A 13,101-nucleotide genomic window follows, 5' to 3' on the forward strand; every position below is an offset into this window, starting at 1 on the left:
GCGGCACGCTGGCGTAGCGCCCGCGCGCGAAAGGAGCCTGCCCCATGACCGACCAGATCAAGCGCGTCGTCCTCGCTTATTCCGGAGGACTCGACACCAGCGTGATCCTGAAATGGCTCCAGACCGAATATCAGTGCGAGGTGGTGACCTTCACCGCCGATCTGGGTCAGGGCGAGGAACTGGAGCCCGCGCGCGCCAAGGCCGAGCTGATGGGGATCAAGCGCGAGCATATCTTCATCGACGACCTGCGCGAGGAGTTCGTGCGCGACTATGTCTTCCCGATGATGCGCGCCAACGCGCTGTACGAGGGGCTGTACCTGCTCGGCACCTCGATCGCGCGCCCGCTCATCGCCAAGCGCCAGATCGAGATCGCGGCGCAGGTCGGCGCCGATGCGGTGAGCCACGGCGCCACCGGCAAGGGCAACGACCAGGTCCGCTTCGAGCTCGGCTATTACGCGCTCAACCCCGACATCAAGGTGATCGCGCCGTGGCGCGAGTGGGATCTCACCAGCCGCTCCAGGCTGATCGAGTTCGCCGAGGCGCACCAGATCCCGGTGAGCAAGGACAAGCGCGGCGAGGCGCCCTTCTCCACCGACACGAACCTACTGCACACCTCGTCCGAGGGGAAGGTGCTGGAGGATCCGTGGGACGAGGTGCCCGATTACGTCTACTCGCGCACGGTCAACCCCGAGGACGCGCCCGACACCCCCGAGACGATCACGATCGACTTCGAGCGCGGCGACGGCGTCGCAGTCAACGGCGAGGCGTGCTCGCCCGCGACGCTGCTGGCCAAGCTCAACGAGCTCGGGCGCAAGCACGGCATCGGCCGGCTCGATCTGGTCGAGAACCGCTTCGTTGGCATGAAGAGCCGCGGCATGTACGAGACGCCGGGCGGCACAATCTACGCGCTGGCGCATCGCGGCATCGAGCAGATCACGCTCGACCGCGGCGCCGCGCACCTCAAGGACGAGCTGGCGCCGCGCTACGCCGAGCTGGTGTACAATGGCTTCTGGTTCTCGCCCGAGCGCGAGATGCTCCAGGCCGCGGTCGATCACTCGCAGGCCAAGGTGACCGGCACGGTGCGGCTCAAGCTGTACAAGGGCCAGGCGGTGGTGACCGGCCGCAAGTCGCCGCACTCGCTCTACTCGGAGAAGGTGGTGACCTTTGAGGACGATCAGGGCGCCTATGACCAGCGCGACGCGGCGGGCTTCATCAAGCTCAACGCGCTGCGGCTGCGCCTGCTCGGGCGGCGCGATCGCTGAGGACAGCGCGGCGCCGGGCGCCGGCGGGAGTCGGCGTCCTGCGCCCGGCGTACAGCCGCTGGGTGCGCGCCTAGGCTGGGGCACCGCAGCAGGGAGCGTGCCTCCTCCCGCCGGACGCGCCGCCGCTGACGAAGGTGAGATCCGCCACGTTCGCAACACGCGCGTGCTCCCGCGTCCGCAGGAGCACCCCGCTGGTTCACACCGGGTGGATCACGGGCTAGCGCGACCAGCGTGCCCAGATCGCGGTGGGCAGCGCCAGCCCGCGCGCTTCCTCGCGCACCGCCAGCTCGCCCGCCTCGACCGTGCCGGGCAGGTCGGCGAAGGCCTGGCGCAGCATCTCACCGATCGCCAGCGCCGACATGCGCACCGCATAGACGGTGAGGAACAGGCAGCGCGACTCGGCGTCGAGCAGCCGCCGGCAATCCGCGATCAGCCCCGGCAGATCCTCCTCCAGCCGCCAGATCTCGCCGGTCGGCCCGCGGCCATATTTGGGCGGATCGAGCAGGATCGCATCGTAGCGCCGCGCGCGCCGCACCTCACGCGCGACGAACTTGGCGGCGTCGTCGATGATCCAGCGCACCGGCGCGTCGGCCAGCCCCGACAGAGCGGCATTGCCCCGCGCCGCCTCGACCGACTTCTTCGAGGCGTCGACATGCACCATCCGCGCGCGCGCGCTCGCCAGCGCCAGCGTGCCCACGCCGGTATAGCCGAACAGGTTGAGGCACTCGGGCGCGTCGAGCCCGGCGACGCGCTCGCGCATCCACGTCCAGACCGGCGCCATGTCGGGGAAGAAGCCGAGGTGGCGGAACGGCGTGGTCTGCGCGGTGAAGCGCACCTTGTCCCACGCCAGCGGCCAGCCCTCGCGCGGCACCGGCTCGCTGAAGTCCCAGCGGCCCCCGCCCTCCTCGTCGCTGCCCGGCACGAAGGCGCCGTGCGCGCGCCAGTCGTCGCGCGCGGGCGACCACAGCGCCTGCGGTTCGGGGCGGATGAAGCGGAAGCGGCCGTAGCGCTCCAGCTTGCGCCCGCTCCCTGAGTCGATCAGCCCGTAATCGGCCCAGGGCTCGCCGGTGAGCGTGACGAGGTCCATGCGCGCCTCAGCCGCGCGGCACCGCGTGCGCGGCGACATGCGCGCTCACCGCGGCGTAGGTGGCGTCGAGCGTGACGCAGCGCTCCTCGCGCTCGAACAGGTCGCCGACGCGCGCCGGCAGCGACGGGCGCACCCCGGTCGCGCGCTCCACTGCGTCGCCGAACTTGGCGGGGTGCGCGGTGGCGAGCGTCACCATCGGCACGTCGGGCGTGAGGTGACGTCGCGCCGCCGCCAGCGCGATCGCGGTGTGGGGGTCGATCACCTGGCCGGCGCGCTCGCAGGCGTGGCGCATCGCCAGCGCCATGCCGTCGGGGTCGACTCGCTCGCCGGCGAACAGCCCGGCGGCGCCCTCGCGCTGCGCGTTGCTCAGCCGCATCGCGCGCTCCGCCTCGAAGCCGCGCATCTGCGTCGCCAGCGCGCCGCCGTCGCGCCCGCCGAGGTCGTACAGCAGCCGCTCGAAATTGCTCGAGACCTGGATGTCCATCGAGGGCGTCGCGGTGGGCACGACCTCGCGGCTGGAATAGTCACCGGTGGTGAGCGCGCGCGCGAGGATGTCGTTGACGTTGGTGGCGACCACCAGCTTCGCCAGCCGCAGCCCCATCCGCGCCGCGACATAGCCGGCGAAGACGTCGCCGAAATTGCCCGTGGGCACGCTGAACGCCACCGCGCGCGCCGGCGCGCCGAGCCGCACCGCGGCGTAGAAATAATAGACCACCTGCGCCATCAGCCGCGCCCAGTTGATCGAGTTCACCGCGGAGAGGCGGAAGCGTCCGGCGAAGGCGGCGTCGTTGAACATCGCCTTCACCAGCGCCTGTGCGGTGTCGAAGTCGCCGCGGATCGCGATATTGTGGACGTTGGGCGCGCCCACTGTGGTCATCTGGCGGCGCTGCACCTCGCTCACCCGGCCCTCGGGATGGAGCATGAAGATGTCGATGCCCGCGCGCCCCGCCACCGCGTCGATCGCGGCCGAGCCGGTGTCGCCGCTGGTCGCGCCGATGATCGTCAGATGCTCGCTGGTGCCGGTGAGGAAGCGCTCGAACAGCAGCCCGAGCAGCTGGAGCGCGACGTCCTTGAAGGCCAGCGTCGGCCCGTGGAACAGCTCGAGCAGCCATTGGTCGTGGTCGAGCTGGACGAGCGGGGTCACCGCGTCGTGCGCGAAGCGGCCGTATGCGGTGTCGCACAGCGCGCGCAGCTCGTCCGCGGTGAGCGACCCTGCGACGAACGGCGCCATCACTGCCGCCGCGGTCTCGGCGTAGCTCTTGCCCGCCAGTGCGGCGATCTGCTCCTCGGACAGCGTCGGCCAGCTCTCGGGTACGTAGAGACCGCCATCGGCGGCGAGGCCGGCGAGCGTCGCGGCCGCGAAGTCGAGCGTGGGGGCGGTGCCGCGGGTGCTGACGTAGCGCATGGGAAAGGTCGCCTAGAGCGCGGCGCGCGCGCGCGCAACGCTCGCCGACTCATCGAGGCTATGGATTGCGCGATGCAACCTTATTAGCAGGCGTTGTATGGCACTCATCGACGTCTTCCTCAGCCGCGCGATCAAGCGCGGGCGCCTCACCCTCACGAAGCCCGACGGCAGCACCGCCAGCTTCGGCAGCGACGATCCCGCGCTCAAGAAGGTCGCGATCCGCATCACCGATCGTTCAGTGTATCGCGCGCTCGCGGCCGACCCGGCGCTGGGCGCGGGCGAGTCGTTCATGGACGGCAAGCTGATCGTCGAGCAGGGCGACATCCTCGACCTGCTGCTGCTCGCCACCGCCAACAGCCGCTGGGAGAATGGCGTCAACCGTCTCGCCGCCAATCGCTGGCGCACGCTCAAGGGGCAGATCCGCCACCGCCTCACCGGCAACCAGGCCAGGGCGTCGAAGCGCAATGTCGCGCATCACTATGATCTGTCGGACCGGCTGTACGACCTCTTCCTCGACGCCGACAAACAGTACAGCTGCGCTTATTACACCGACCCCAACAACACGCTGGAACAGGCGCAGGCCGACAAGAAGGCGCATATCGTCGCCAAGCTGGCGATCGAGCCGGGGATGCGCGTGCTCGACATCGGCTGCGGCTGGGGCGGGATGGCGCTGTACATCCACGCCAAGACGGGCGCCGAGGTACTGGGCATCACGCTCTCCGAAGAGCAGCTCAAGGTCGCGCGCCGCCGCGCCGCGGACGCGGGCGTCGCTGACAAGGTGACGTTCGAGCTGATCGATTATCGCGCGCTGGAGGGGCCATTCGACCGCATCGTCTCGGTCGGCATGTTCGAACATGTCGGGGTGCGTAACTTCCGCACCTATCTGAGCAAGTGCCGCGACCTGCTCACCCCCGACGGCGTGATGCTGCTCCACACCATCGGGCGCGCCGACGGGCCCAACTTCACCGACAAGTTCACCGACAAATACATCTTCCCCGGCGGCTATATCCCCGCGCTGTCCGAGGTGCTGGAGGCCAACGAGTTCATCCGCTGGTTCGTCACCGACGTCGAGGTGCTGCGGATGCATTATGCGATGACGCTGCGCGCCTGGTACGCGCGCACCGTCGCCGAGCATGATGCGATCGTCGCGCTCTATGACGAGCGCTTCTTCCGGATGTGGACCTTCTATCTGGCGGGCGCGATCGTGTCCTTCACCAACGGGCCGCTGGTGAACTACCAGATCCAGTTCAGCCGCGACCGGCTCGCGCTGCCGCTGACGCGCGATTACATGATGGCGGAAGAGCAGCGGCTGCGCGGCGGCTGAGCGTCGGGGCGCCGCCGAGCGCTCCCGCGCGCGCGTCAGCCCTCGACGCCGTCAGCCCTCGTCGCGCAGCGGGCGCGCGAGCAGCGCGTCGATCACCCCGCGCACCTCCGCGCCGCCGAGCAAGGCGCACACCGCGGCGGTGATCGGCATCTCCACGCCCGCCGCGGCCGCGGCCTCGCGCAGCACCGGCGCGGTGAAGGCGCCTTCCGCCACGGTGCGGCGCTCCGCCATCAGCGCGGCCACCGGCTCGCCGCGGCCGATCCCGGCACCCAGCGAGAAGTTGCGCGACGCCGGGGACGAGCAGGTCAGCACCAGGTCACCCAGCCCGGAAAGGCCAGCGAGCGTCTCGGCGCGCGCCCCTTTGGCGAGGCCGAAGCGCGTCATCTCGGCGAAGCCGCGCGCGATCAGCGCGGCGCGCGCATTCTGGCCCAGCCCCGCGCCGTCCACCACGCCGCAGGCGATCGCGAGCACGTTCTTGATCGCGCCGCCGATCTCGGCGCCGATCACGTCCGCGCTGGCATAAGGGCGGAAGTGCGGCGCGGCGATCAGATCGGCGACGCGCGCGCGCGCCGCGGCATCCTCCCCCGCCAGCGTCACCGCGGTGGGAAGCCCGCGCGCGACCTCGTGCGCGAAGGTCGGCCCGGACAGCACCAGCACCGGCGAGTCCGGATGCTCGGCGGCGGCGACTTCGCTCATCAGACGGTGGCTCTCGGCCTCGATCCCCTTGGAGCAGACCACCAGCGGCTGCGCGTGGGCGGGCAGCGCCGCCAGCACCGCGCGCGTCGCCTGCGCCGGGGTGACCATCAGGTTGACCTCGGCCTCGGCCACCCAGGCGAGATCGGTCGTCGCGCGGATCCGCGACGACAGCGCGGCGCCGGGCAGGTAGGCGGCGTTCTCGTGGGTCGCGTTGATCGCCGCGATCAGCGCGGGGTCGCGCGCCCACAGCCGCACCTCATGGCCGTTGCTCGCCGCCACCTGCGCCAGCGCGGTGCCCCAGGCGCCCGCGCCGATGACGCCGATCGTGCTCATGCCTTCACCCCCGCGCCGCGCACCTTCTCCGCGTCGGGGTCGAGCGGCCAACGCGCGCGCGCGGCGACGTCGAGCGGGTCGGTCAGTCCGGCGGCGAAGCGCTCGGCGCCGGCCCAGGCGATCATCGCGGCATTGTCGGTGCACAGCCACGCCGGCGGCGCGACGAAGCGCAGCCCGCGCTCGCCCGCGAGCCGCTCCAGCGCCGCGCGCACCGCCCCGTTGGCGGCGACACCGCCCGCCACCACCAGCGCGCTGGCCTCCTCGGCGCGATACATCGCGCGGCGGGTGCGGTCGAGCAGGCAGTCGACCACCGCCGCCTGGAAGCTCGCCGCCACGTCCGCCGCGGAGTGGAGCGGCGCCATCCGCGCCACCGCGGCCTTCAGCCCGGCAAAGGAGAAATGCGGCTCGACCGAGCCCTTGAGCGGGCGCGGCAGCGGCACGGCGCGCGGGTCGCCGTCGCGCGCCGCCGCCTCCACCGCGGGGCCGCCGGGAAAGCCGAGCCCGAGGATCTTGGCGGTCTTGTCGAACGCCTCGCCCGCGGCGTCGTCGATCGTGGTGGCCAGCCGGCGATAGCGCGCCACCCCCTCGATGAGCAGCAGCTGGCAGTGTCCGCCCGAGACCAACAGCAGCAGATAGGGGAAGGCGAGATCGGCGTCGGCGAGCCGCGGGCTCAGCGCATGGCCCTCGAGATGGTTGACCGCGATCAGCGGCTTGCCCGCGGCATGCGCCAGCGCCTTGCCGGTGACGAGGCCGACCATCACCCCGCCGATCAGCCCCGGGCCGGCGGTGGCGGCGACCGCGTCGACGTCGGCGAGCGTCGCGCCCGCGTCGGCCAGCGCGGCGGCGACGAGCGGCTCGAGCGCCTCGACGTGCGCGCGCGCCGCGATCTCGGGCACCACGCCGCCGAACGGCCGGTGCGCCGCCTCCTGCCCGGCGAGGCGATGCGCCAGCACCTGGCGGTCACCGGTGACGAGCGCGGCGGCGGTCTCGTCGCACGAGGATTCGAGCCCGAGGATCAGCATGCGCGCGGCTCTAGCGGCTGCGCGCGCGCTTGTCGAAGGCGGCGTCGCGCGCGGCTCGTCGCGAGGCGCTTGTGAACCACGGCCGCTTTCTTCTAACGACCGCGACGTCGCCGCTCCCGCCCGGAACCACGCTATTTTGTCCACCGTTTTCAAGCTCGGCACCCGCGGCTCGCCGCTCGCCCTCACCCAGGCGGGCATGGTGCGCGACGCGCTGGCGGTGGCGCACGGCTGGGACGCGGTGGAGATCGTCGTGATCCGCACCACCGGCGACCGCGTGCAGGATCGCGCGCTCGCCGAGATCGGCGGCAAGGCGCTGTGGACGCGCGAGCTCGACCGCGCGCTGCTCGCGGGTGAGGTCGATGCCTGCGTCCACTCGATGAAGGACGTCGAGACGCTGCGCCCCGCCGCGATCGCGGTGGCGGCGATGCTGGCGCGGGCGGACGTGCGCGACCGGCTGATCGGTGCCGATCACGTCGCGGCGCTGCCCCCCGGCGCGCGGGTGGGCACCAGCAGCCCGCGCCGCGCCGCGCAGCTCCGCCGACTGCGCGCCGACCTCGTACCGGTGGTGTTCCGCGGCAACGTCGACACGCGGCTGGGCAAGCTCGCCGCGGGCGAGGTGACCGCGACGCTGCTCGCCGCGGCGGGGCTCGACCGGCTCGGACGGCACGACACCGGGGTGGCGGTCCCGCTCGACCAGATGCTGCCCGCGCCGGCGCAGGGGGCGATCGGGGTCGAGACGCGCGCCGAGGGCGCCGCGCGCGACGCGGTGGCCGCGATCGATCACGCCCCGACGCATCGCGCGGTGACCGCGGAACGTGCGCTGCTCGCCGCGCTCGCCGCCGACTGCCACTCGCCCGTCGCGGCGCTGGCGGTCCATGACGGCGACGGGCTGCGCCTGCGCGCCGAGCTGCTCCGTCCCGACGGCGGCGAGCATGTCGCGGGCGAGGCGCGCGGCGACGACCCGGTCGCGCTCGGCGCCCGGCTCGCCGCCGATCTGCTGGCGCGCGCGCCCGCCTCGATCCGCAGCTTGTTCGGCTGAACGGCGATGCCGCGCGCCGCGCTGGTGCTCCGCCCCGAGCCGGGCAACGCGCACACCTGCGCCGCGCTCGCCGCGGCGGGGATCGTCGCGCACGCGCTGCCGCTGTTCCGCGTCACCCCCTGCGCCTGGCAGGTGCCCGACCCGCGCGACTATGACGCGTTGCTGATCACCAGCGCCAATGCGGCGCGCCACGCCGGCGCGGGGCTGGCGCGGCTCGCCGAACTGCCGGTGGTCGCGGTCGGCGCCGCCACCGCCCGCGCCGCGCGCGCCGCGGGGCTGACCGTCGCGCTGGTGGGCAGCGGCGACGCGCAGGCGGCGGTGGCGCAGGCGGGCGCCTATCCGCGGCTGCTCCACCTCACCGGGCGCGACCGCGCCGGGCGACTGAGCTTGCCCGCGGTGGTCGTCTACGCCAGCGTCGCGGTGGTGCCGCCCCCCGCCGCGCTCGACGCCGCGCGCGACGCGGTGGTGCTGCTCCACTCGCCGCGCGCGGCCGCGCGCTTCGCCGCGCTGGCCGCCGCGCTGCCGCGCGAGCGCGTGCGGCTCGCGGCGCTGAGTGCGGCGGTGCTCGCCGCGGCGGGCGTGGGCTGGCACAGCGCGGAGATCGCCGCCGCGCCGACCGACCTGGCGCTGGTCGAGGCGGCAGTGCGCCTCGCGATTGACCCGTGACGCGCGCGTGGGGATAAGGGCGCTCGACGGCGAGGAAGCGCGATGAGCGAGGTGATGGACACGGCGCGCGACGCGCAGCGATCGCGGATGGGTCCGGTGATCGTGATCGCGCTGATCGCTTTCGCGATCGGGCTCGGGCTGATGGCCTATGCCATGCGCGACGGCCTGTGGGGTCGCACCTCGACCCCGACCGCCGCGCCTAGCCCCGCGCCCGCGCCGATCACCCCGGACCTCGCGACGCTGGCCTTGCGCGAGGCGGCACTCGCGGCGCAGCTCGCCAATCTGGAGGCGCGCGCGGCGCGGATCGACGGCGAGAGCGCGCAGGCCGAGGGCCATGCCGGACGCGCCGAGGCGATCCTGATCACCTTCGCGGCGCGGCGCGCGCTGGAGCGCGGGGTCGGGCTGGGCTATCTCGAGGGCGAGCTGCGCCGCCGCTTCGGTGCGAGCTTCCCGCGCGAGGTCAACAATGTGATCCGCAACGCGCGCACGCCGGTGACGCTGGAGGATCTGCGCGAAGGGCTCAACGCCGCCGCGCCGACGCTGCTCGCGACGCAGAGCGACTGGTGGGCCGGGATCGGCAGCGAGCTGCGCAGCCTGGTGGTGATCCACCGCGCCGGCACGCCCTCCCCGCTGCCGTCGGACCGGCTGGCGCGCGCGCGGCGCCAGCTCGGCAGCGGCAATGTCGAGACCGCGCTGGCCGAGGTCGAGCGGCTGCCCGGCGCGGCCAATGCGGGCAATTGGACCGCGGCGGCGCGGCGCTACGTCGAGGCGCGCGCGGCGCTCGACTCGCTCGAGTCGGCCGCGATCACCGGCGCCGCCACCGCGGCCGGCGGGGCGATACCGCCCGCCGCGGCGCCCGACGGCGCCGCGGGCGACGGTGTCGCCGAGCCCGCGCCCCCGCCCGCGAACTGAGTGCACGAAGCCGCCGCACAAGCGCTTGAGCCACCGCGCCCGCCCGCGTAAGCGCGCGCGCATGAGCATCATCCCGATCCGCCGCGCGCTCCTGTCCGTCTCCGACAAGAGCGGCATCGTCGACCTCGCCACCGCGCTCGCCGCCAAGGGGGTCGAGCTGGTCTCGACCGGGGGCACCGCCAAGGCGCTGCGCGACGCCGGGCTCGACGTGCGCGACATCAGCGACCTGACCGGCTTTCCTGAGATGATGGACGGGCGCGTCAAGACGCTCCACCCCAAGGTGCATGGCGGGCTGCTCGCGGTGCGCGACGATGCGGCGCACGCCCAGTCGATGCGCGAGCATGACATCGGCGCGATCGACCTCGTCGTCGTCAACCTCTACCCGTTCGAGCAGACCGTGGCGAAGGGCGCCGGCCGCGACGAGGTGGTGGAGAATATCGACATCGGCGGCCCCTCGATGGTGCGCTCGGCGGCGAAGAACCACGCTTATGTCGCGATCGTCACCGATCCCGCCGATTACGCGCTGGTGGCGCGCGGCGAGACCGACCTGGCCGAGCGCAAGCGGCTCGCCGCCAAGGCCTATGCGCTCACCGCCGGCTATGACGGCGCGATCGCGCGCTGGTTCGCAGGGACCGATCAGGGCGAGGCCTTCCCCGCCACGCTGCCGCTGACGCTGCGCCGCGCCGGCGAGGCGCTGCGCTACGGCGAGAACCCGCACCAGCAGGCCGCCTTCTACGCGTCGTCCGACGGCGTCGCGGGCATCGGCCAGGCCCGGCAGGTCCAGGGCAAGGCGCTGAGCTACAACAATTACAACGACGCCGACGCGGCGCTGGAGCTGGTCGCCGAGTTCCGTGAGGCGGGGCCGACCTGCGTCATCGTCAAGCACGCCAACCCGTGCGGCGTCGCCACCGCCGCGACGCTGGCCGAGGCCTATCAGGCCGCCTTCGCCTGCGACACGGTCAGCGCGTTCGGCGGCATCATCGCGGTCAACCGCGCGCTCGACCGCGCCACCGCCGAGGCGATCACCGGCATCTTCACCGAGGTGGTGGTCGCGCCCGACGCCGACGACGACGCGCTGGCGTTGTTCGCGGCGAAGAAGAACCTGCGGCTGCTGCTCACCGGCGCGTTGCCCGACCCGCGCCGCGACGGACTGACCGCCAAATCGATCGCGGGCGGCTGGCTGGTCCAGTCGCGCGACGGCGGCGCGGTGGCGCGCGCCGACCTCAAGGTGGTGACCAAGCGTCAGCCGAGCGAGCAGGAGCTGGCCGACTGCCTGTTCGCCTGGACGGTGGCCAAGCACGTCAAGTCCAACGCGATCGTCTATGCCAAGCATGGCGCTACCGCGGGCGTCGGCGCCGGGCAGATGAACCGGCTGGAGTCGGCGCGGATCGCTGCGTGGAAGGCGAAGGACGCCGCCGACAAGGCCGGCTGGGCCGAGCCGCGCACGATCGGCTCGGCGGTCGCGTCGGACGCCTTCTTCCCCTTCGCCGACGGGCTGCTGGCGGCAGTCAAGGCGGGGGCCACCGCGGTGATCCAGCCGGGCGGCTCGATCCGCGACGAGGAGGTGATCGCCGCCGCCGACGCCGCCGGGCTGGCGATGGTGTTCACCGGGATGCGCCACTTCCGCCACTGAGGTGGTGGGGCGTGCGTGCTAGCGCGCCCGTGTTCCTGCGCACGCAGGAACCCAGTGTTGCTGGGCGTAACGCGCGCGGCTCTGGGCTCCTGCTCCCGCAGGAGCACGAACGGAAGAAGGACCGAGCATGAGCGACGACGACTACGTCTACGACGAGGAGAGCGGCGAATGGGTCAGCGCCGCCGCGCTGGCGGAGAAGGAGGCCGCCGCGACGACGGTGGAGGTGCGCGACTCGGTCGGCAACCTGCTGGCGGACGGTGACCAGGTGACGCTGATCAAGGACCTCGACGTGAAGGGCGCGGGCCAGACGCTCAAGCGCGGCACGCTGATCAAGTCGATCCGGCTGACCGGCGACGCGCAGGAGATCGACTGCAAGTTCGACGGCATCAAGGGGCTGGTGCTGCGCGCCGAGTTCGTGCGCAAGCGCTGAGATGAGCTGGCCGCCGCGCCTCGATCCGAGCTGGGAGGCGCCGCTCGCCGCCGCGCTGGCCTGCCCGACGATGGCCGCGCTCCAGGCGTTCCTGCGCGACGAGGCGGCGGCGGGCAAGGCGATCTTCCCGTCGGCGGCGGCGCGCTTCCGCGCGCTGGAGCTGACGCCCCTTTCGGCGGTGCGCGTCGTGATCCTCGGGCAGGACCCGTATCACGGGCCGGGTCAGGCGCATGGTCTGGCCTTCTCGGTGCCGCCGGGGGTGAAGCCGCCGCCGAGCCTCGTCAACATCTACAAGGAGCTGGCGAGCGACCTCGGCGCCGCGCCGCCGCGCGACGGCTCGCTCGAGCATTGGGCGCGGCAGGGCGTGCTGCTGCTCAACACGGTGCTGTCGGTGGAGAGCGGCCGCGCCGCCTCGCACCGCGCGCGCGGCTGGGAGGCGTTCACCGACGCGGTGATCCGCGCGGTCGCGGCGAAGGAGGAGCCGGTGGCGTTCCTGCTGTGGGGCGCGCACGCCCAGGCCAAGGTGGGGCTGGTGCGCGCGGTGGATGCGATGGGGCGCCACCTGGTGCTGTGTGCGCCGCATCCCTCGCCGCTGTCGGCGTACAAGGGCTGGTTCGGCGCGAAGCCGTTCAGCCAGGCGAACGCGTTCCTGGAGGCGCGCGGGCAGGGGCGCATCGCCTGGGCGAGCTGAGTGCGTGTTGTAGGTTTGTACAGGATGTTGTACGCCTTGAGCATGGAAACACTGACCGTCTCCGAGACGCGTGCGAACCTGAAGGCCGTGCTGGACCGGGTCGTCGCCGACAAGGCGCCGCTGCAGATTGTTCGTCCCGCCGGCGAGGGTGTGGTGCTGGTGGCGCAAAGCGAGTGGGAAGGCATGCAAGAGACCATGCACCTGCTCTCTTCGCCGGAGAATGCGAGGCGGCTGCTGGACGGCATCGCCCGCTTCACCACTGGCGAGGGCGAGGAGCACGAGTTGCTCCGTCCTTGAGGAGCGTGTTCGATCGCGAGGCGTGGCTCGACTATGTCGCGTGGCAGCACGAGGACGCCGCGACAGCGCAGCGCATCAATGCACTGGTAGAGGATGCGAGGCGCCATCCCTTCACGGGGCTCGGTAAGCCGGAGCCGCTCAAGCAGAGCCTCAAGGGCTGGTGGTCACGCCGGATTAGCGGCGAGCACCGACTGGTCTATCGGGTAAGCGGTAGCGGTGCGACACAGGCACTCGAGATACTGAGCTGTCGCTATCACTATCGATGAAACCGTCCCGCGGCCGGAGGAGGTCCGGCCGCGGATAG

General features: G+C 72.6%; 14 protein-coding genes. 10 read left to right on the forward strand and 4 right to left on the reverse strand.

All coding sequences use genetic code 11. The features are described 5' to 3' along the window. The first annotated feature begins 44 nt into the window (after positions 1–44). On the forward strand, positions 45–1,262 hold the full coding sequence (locus tag EV292_RS06055) for an argininosuccinate synthase (protein WP_132908317.1): 1,218 nt from the start codon (positions 45–47) through the stop codon (positions 1,260–1,262). 217 nt (positions 1,263–1,479) lie between these two features. On the opposite strand, the gene EV292_RS06060 is transcribed toward EV292_RS06055, so the two are convergent. Beyond that, positions 1,480–2,349, reverse strand: a complete 870-nt coding sequence (locus EV292_RS06060; RefSeq protein ID WP_132908318.1) for a class I SAM-dependent methyltransferase — start codon at positions 2,347–2,349, stop codon at positions 1,480–1,482. A gap of 7 nt (positions 2,350–2,356) precedes the next feature. Further along, a complete protein-coding gene (gene thrC / locus EV292_RS06065) occupies positions 2,357–3,754 on the reverse strand; it encodes a threonine synthase (RefSeq protein WP_132908319.1) in 1,398 nt (465 codons plus the stop codon). 97 nt (positions 3,755–3,851) lie between these two features. On the opposite strand from thrC, the gene EV292_RS06070 reads away from it, so the two are divergent. After that, on the forward strand, positions 3,852–5,078 hold the full coding sequence (locus tag EV292_RS06070; protein WP_132908320.1) for a cyclopropane-fatty-acyl-phospholipid synthase family protein: 1,227 nt from the start codon (positions 3,852–3,854) through the stop codon (positions 5,076–5,078). A gap of 51 nt (positions 5,079–5,129) precedes the next feature. Here EV292_RS06070 and EV292_RS06075 read toward each other — a convergent pair whose 3' ends face one another. Beyond that, the gene (locus EV292_RS06075) at positions 5,130–6,107 is read right to left on the reverse strand and encodes an NAD(P)H-dependent glycerol-3-phosphate dehydrogenase (protein WP_132908321.1); all 978 of its coding nucleotides are present in this window, start codon (positions 6,105–6,107) and stop codon (positions 5,130–5,132) included. Further along, a complete protein-coding gene (gene tsaD / locus EV292_RS06080) occupies positions 6,104–7,129 on the reverse strand; it encodes a tRNA (adenosine(37)-N6)-threonylcarbamoyltransferase complex transferase subunit TsaD (RefSeq protein ID WP_132908322.1) in 1,026 nt (341 codons plus the stop codon). The genes EV292_RS06075 and tsaD overlap by 4 nt, the downstream gene beginning before the upstream one ends. A gap of 136 nt (positions 7,130–7,265) precedes the next feature. Here tsaD and hemC point away from each other — a divergent pair, with 136 nt between their 5' ends. The 8 genes from hemC to EV292_RS06120 all read left to right on the forward strand — a co-directional run bounded on the left by hemC (position 7,266) and on the right by EV292_RS06120 (position 13,063). After that, positions 7,266–8,168 carry a hydroxymethylbilane synthase gene (gene hemC / locus EV292_RS06085; RefSeq protein WP_279432403.1) on the forward strand — a complete coding sequence of 301 codons (903 nt, stop codon included), beginning with the start codon at positions 7,266–7,268 and terminating at the stop codon, positions 8,166–8,168. A 6-nt stretch (positions 8,169–8,174) separates the two neighbouring features. Continuing rightward, positions 8,175–8,834: a uroporphyrinogen-III synthase gene (locus EV292_RS06090; RefSeq protein ID WP_132908324.1), complete on the forward strand. Its 660-nt coding sequence runs from the start codon at positions 8,175–8,177 to the stop codon at positions 8,832–8,834. A gap of 42 nt (positions 8,835–8,876) precedes the next feature. Further along, on the forward strand, positions 8,877–9,746 hold the full coding sequence (locus EV292_RS22520) for a hypothetical protein (protein ID WP_165927035.1): 870 nt from the start codon (positions 8,877–8,879) through the stop codon (positions 9,744–9,746). A gap of 61 nt (positions 9,747–9,807) precedes the next feature. Then, complete coding sequence (gene purH / locus EV292_RS06100; RefSeq protein WP_132908326.1) at positions 9,808–11,379, forward strand: bifunctional phosphoribosylaminoimidazolecarboxamide formyltransferase/IMP cyclohydrolase; 1,572 nt, start codon at positions 9,808–9,810, stop codon at positions 11,377–11,379. 127 nt (positions 11,380–11,506) lie between these two features. Next, the gene (locus tag EV292_RS06105; protein ID WP_132908327.1) at positions 11,507–11,809 is read left to right on the forward strand and encodes an alkylphosphonate utilization protein; all 303 of its coding nucleotides are present in this window, start codon (positions 11,507–11,509) and stop codon (positions 11,807–11,809) included. 1 nt (position 11,810) lies between these two features. Beyond that, entirely contained in the window at positions 11,811–12,500 is a 690-nt protein-coding gene (gene ung, locus EV292_RS06110; RefSeq protein WP_132908328.1) for a uracil-DNA glycosylase, read from the forward strand. Positions 12,501–12,542: 42 nt separating this feature from the next. Then, positions 12,543–12,797, forward strand: coding sequence for a type II toxin-antitoxin system prevent-host-death family antitoxin (locus EV292_RS06115; RefSeq protein WP_132908329.1), 255 nt, complete (start codon positions 12,543–12,545; stop codon positions 12,795–12,797). After that, positions 12,794–13,063 carry a Txe/YoeB family addiction module toxin gene (locus EV292_RS06120; protein ID WP_132908330.1) on the forward strand — a complete coding sequence of 90 codons (270 nt, stop codon included), beginning with the start codon at positions 12,794–12,796 and terminating at the stop codon, positions 13,061–13,063. Before EV292_RS06115 ends, EV292_RS06120 begins: the two co-directional genes overlap by 4 nt. Positions 13,064–13,101: the final 38 nt, after the last annotated feature.

Source organism: Sphingomonas sp. BK235 (assembly GCF_004345855.1).
GTDB lineage: Bacteria > Pseudomonadota > Alphaproteobacteria > Sphingomonadales > Sphingomonadaceae > Sphingomonas.

Bases quoted from the DNA above. Each gene is read 5' to 3' on its own strand.
- EV292_RS06115 (WP_132908329.1), top strand. From the start codon at position 12,543: ATGGAAACACTGACCGTCTCCGAGACGCGTGCGAACCTGAAGGCCGTG.
- EV292_RS22520 (WP_165927035.1), top strand. From the start codon at position 8,877: ATGAGCGAGGTGATGGACACGGCGCGCGACGCGCAGCGATCGCGGATG.
- EV292_RS06105 (WP_132908327.1), top strand. From the start codon at position 11,507: ATGAGCGACGACGACTACGTCTACGACGAGGAGAGCGGCGAATGGGTC.
- EV292_RS06075 (WP_132908321.1), bottom strand. From the start codon at position 6,107: ATGAGCACGATCGGCGTCATCGGCGCGGGCGCCTGGGGCACCGCGCTG.
- thrC (WP_132908319.1), bottom strand. From the start codon at position 3,754: ATGCGCTACGTCAGCACCCGCGGCACCGCCCCCACGCTCGACTTCGCG.
- EV292_RS06090 (WP_132908324.1), top strand. From the start codon at position 8,175: ATGCCGCGCGCCGCGCTGGTGCTCCGCCCCGAGCCGGGCAACGCGCAC.
- EV292_RS06060 (WP_132908318.1), bottom strand. From the start codon at position 2,349: ATGGACCTCGTCACGCTCACCGGCGAGCCCTGGGCCGATTACGGGCTG.
- EV292_RS06070 (WP_132908320.1), top strand. From the start codon at position 3,852: ATGGCACTCATCGACGTCTTCCTCAGCCGCGCGATCAAGCGCGGGCGC.
- tsaD (WP_132908322.1), bottom strand. From the start codon at position 7,129: ATGCTGATCCTCGGGCTCGAATCCTCGTGCGACGAGACCGCCGCCGCG.
- purH (WP_132908326.1), top strand. From the start codon at position 9,808: ATGAGCATCATCCCGATCCGCCGCGCGCTCCTGTCCGTCTCCGACAAG.
- ung (WP_132908328.1), top strand. From the start codon at position 11,811: ATGAGCTGGCCGCCGCGCCTCGATCCGAGCTGGGAGGCGCCGCTCGCC.
- EV292_RS06055 (WP_132908317.1), top strand. From the start codon at position 45: ATGACCGACCAGATCAAGCGCGTCGTCCTCGCTTATTCCGGAGGACTC.